Source organism: Sphingomonas sp. ATCC 31555, assembly GCF_000282895.1.
GTDB lineage: Bacteria > Pseudomonadota > Alphaproteobacteria > Sphingomonadales > Sphingomonadaceae > Sphingomonas.
The window spans coordinates 1-3,219 of the sequence record NZ_ALBQ01000037.1; the positions used below are offsets into that span (position 1 = coordinate 1).

Consider the following 3,219-nt stretch of genomic DNA (forward strand, 5'->3'; position numbering starts at 1 on the left):
CACTCAACCCTATCTCGGTCTATTCTTTTGATTTATAAGGGATTTTGCCGATTTCGGCCTATTGGTTAAAAAATGAGCTGATTTAACAAAAATTTAACGCGAATTTTAACAAAATATTAACGCTTACAATTTAGGTGGCACTTTTCGGGGAAATGTGCGCGGAACCCCTATTTGTTTATTTTTCTAAATACATTCAAATATGTATCCGCTCATGAATTAATTCTTAGAAAAACTCATCGAGCATCAAATGAAACTGCAATTTATTCATATCAGGATTATCAATACCATATTTTTGAAAAAGCCGTTTCTGTAATGAAGGAGAAAACTCACCGAGGCAGTTCCATAGGATGGCAAGATCCTGGTATCGGTCTGCGATTCCGACTCGTCCAACATCAATACAACCTATTAATTTCCCCTCGTCAAAAATAAGGTTATCAAGTGAGAAATCACCATGAGTGACGACTGAATCCGGTGAGAATGGCAAAAGTTTATGCATTTCTTTCCAGACTTGTTCAACAGGCCAGCCATTACGCTCGTCATCAAAATCACTCGCATCAACCAAACCGTTATTCATTCGTGATTGCGCCTGAGCGAGACGAAATACGCGATCGCTGTTAAAAGGACAATTACAAACAGGAATCGAATGCAACCGGCGCAGGAACACTGCCAGCGCATCAACAATATTTTCACCTGAATCAGGATATTCTTCTAATACCTGGAATGCTGTTTTCCCGGGGATCGCAGTGGTGAGTAACCATGCATCATCAGGAGTACGGATAAAATGCTTGATGGTCGGAAGAGGCATAAATTCCGTCAGCCAGTTTAGTCTGACCATCTCATCTGTAACATCATTGGCAACGCTACCTTTGCCATGTTTCAGAAACAACTCTGGCGCATCGGGCTTCCCATACAATCGATAGATTGTCGCACCTGATTGCCCGACATTATCGCGAGCCCATTTATACCCATATAAATCAGCATCCATGTTGGAATTTAATCGCGGCCTAGAGCAAGACGTTTCCCGTTGAATATGGCTCATAACACCCCTTGTATTACTGTTTATGTAAGCAGACAGTTTTATTGTTCATGACCAAAATCCCTTAACGTGAGTTTTCGTTCCACTGAGCGTCAGACCCCGTAGAAAAGATCAAAGGATCTTCTTGAGATCCTTTTTTTCTGCGCGTAATCTGCTGCTTGCAAACAAAAAAACCACCGCTACCAGCGGTGGTTTGTTTGCCGGATCAAGAGCTACCAACTCTTTTTCCGAAGGTAACTGGCTTCAGCAGAGCGCAGATACCAAATACTGTCCTTCTAGTGTAGCCGTAGTTAGGCCACCACTTCAAGAACTCTGTAGCACCGCCTACATACCTCGCTCTGCTAATCCTGTTACCAGTGGCTGCTGCCAGTGGCGATAAGTCGTGTCTTACCGGGTTGGACTCAAGACGATAGTTACCGGATAAGGCGCAGCGGTCGGGCTGAACGGGGGGTTCGTGCACACAGCCCAGCTTGGAGCGAACGACCTACACCGAACTGAGATACCTACAGCGTGAGCTATGAGAAAGCGCCACGCTTCCCGAAGGGAGAAAGGCGGACAGGTATCCGGTAAGCGGCAGGGTCGGAACAGGAGAGCGCACGAGGGAGCTTCCAGGGGGAAACGCCTGGTATCTTTATAGTCCTGTCGGGTTTCGCCACCTCTGACTTGAGCGTCGATTTTTGTGATGCTCGTCAGGGGGGCGGAGCCTATGGAAAAACGCCAGCAACGCGGCCTTTTTACGGTTCCTGGCCTTTTGCTGGCCTTTTGCTCACATGTTCTTTCCTGCGTTATCCCCTGATTCTGTGGATAACCGTATTACCGCCTTTGAGTGAGCTGATACCGCTCGCCGCAGCCGAACGACCGAGCGCAGCGAGTCAGTGAGCGAGGAAGCGGAAGAGCGCCTGATGCGGTATTTTCTCCTTACGCATCTGTGCGGTATTTCACACCGCAATGGTGCACTCTCAGTACAATCTGCTCTGATGCCGCATAGTTAAGCCAGTATACACTCCGCTATCGCTACGTGACTGGGTCATGGCTGCGCCCCGACACCCGCCAACACCCGCTGACGCGCCCTGACGGGCTTGTCTGCTCCCGGCATCCGCTTACAGACAAGCTGTGACCGTCTCCGGGAGCTGCATGTGTCAGAGGTTTTCACCGTCATCACCGAAACGCGCGAGGCAGCTGCGGTAAAGCTCATCAGCGTGGTCGTGAAGCGATTCACAGATGTCTGCCTGTTCATCCGCGTCCAGCTCGTTGAGTTTCTCCAGAAGCGTTAATGTCTGGCTTCTGATAAAGCGGGCCATGTTAAGGGCGGTTTTTTCCTGTTTGGTCACTGATGCCTCCGTGTAAGGGGGATTTCTGTTCATGGGGGTAATGATACCGATGAAACGAGAGAGGATGCTCACGATACGGGTTACTGATGATGAACATGCCCGGTTACTGGAACGTTGTGAGGGTAAACAACTGGCGGTATGGATGCGGCGGGACCAGAGAAAAATCACTCAGGGTCAATGCCAGCGCTTCGTTAATACAGATGTAGGTGTTCCACAGGGTAGCCAGCAGCATCCTGCGATGCAGATCCGGAACATAATGGTGCAGGGCGCTGACTTCCGCGTTTCCAGACTTTACGAAACACGGAAACCGAAGACCATTCATGTTGTTGCTCAGGTCGCAGACGTTTTGCAGCAGCAGTCGCTTCACGTTCGCTCGCGTATCGGTGATTCATTCTGCTAACCAGTAAGGCAACCCCGCCAGCCTAGCCGGGTCCTCAACGACAGGAGCACGATCATGCGCACCCGTGGGGCCGCCATGCCGGCGATAATGGCCTGCTTCTCGCCGAAACGTTTGGTGGCGGGACCAGTGACGAAGGCTTGAGCGAGGGCGTGCAAGATTCCGAATACCGCAAGCGACAGGCCGATCATCGTCGCGCTCCAGCGAAAGCGGTCCTCGCCGAAAATGACCCAGAGCGCTGCCGGCACCTGTCCTACGAGTTGCATGATAAAGAAGACAGTCATAAGTGCGGCGACGATAGTCATGCCCCGCGCCCACCGGAAGGAGCTGACTGGGTTGAAGGCTCTCAAGGGCATCGGTCGAGATCCCGGTGCCTAATGAGTGAGCTAACTTACATTAATTGCGTTGCGCTCACTGCCCGCTTTCCAGTCGGGAAACCTGTCGTGCCAGCTGCA

At 50.5% G+C, this 3,219-nt stretch carries 3 protein-coding genes and 1 pseudogene; all 4 read right to left on the reverse strand.

Going from position 1 to position 3,219, the window contains the following annotated elements; translation table 11 throughout:
- Positions 1-223: 223 nt before the first annotated feature.
- Positions 224-1,039: an aminoglycoside O-phosphotransferase APH(3')-Ia gene (aph(3')-Ia, locus tag B215_RS20940; RefSeq protein ID WP_000018329.1), complete on the reverse strand. Its 816-nt coding sequence runs from the start codon at positions 1,037-1,039 to the stop codon at positions 224-226.
- A gap of 1,136 nt (positions 1,040-2,175) precedes the next feature.
- The gene (locus B215_RS0114625; RefSeq protein WP_000165985.1) at positions 2,176-2,367 is read right to left on the reverse strand and encodes a Rop family plasmid primer RNA-binding protein; all 192 of its coding nucleotides are present in this window, start codon (positions 2,365-2,367) and stop codon (positions 2,176-2,178) included.
- 103 nt (positions 2,368-2,470) lie between these two features.
- Entirely contained in the window at positions 2,471-2,734 is a 264-nt protein-coding gene (locus B215_RS22150; protein ID WP_003660253.1) for a tyrosine-type recombinase/integrase, read from the reverse strand.
- A gap of 50 nt (positions 2,735-2,784) precedes the next feature.
- A pseudogene (locus tag B215_RS0114635) lies at positions 2,785-3,126 on the reverse strand (hypothetical protein); the annotation flags it as partial.
- Positions 3,127-3,219 lie beyond the last annotated feature (93 nt).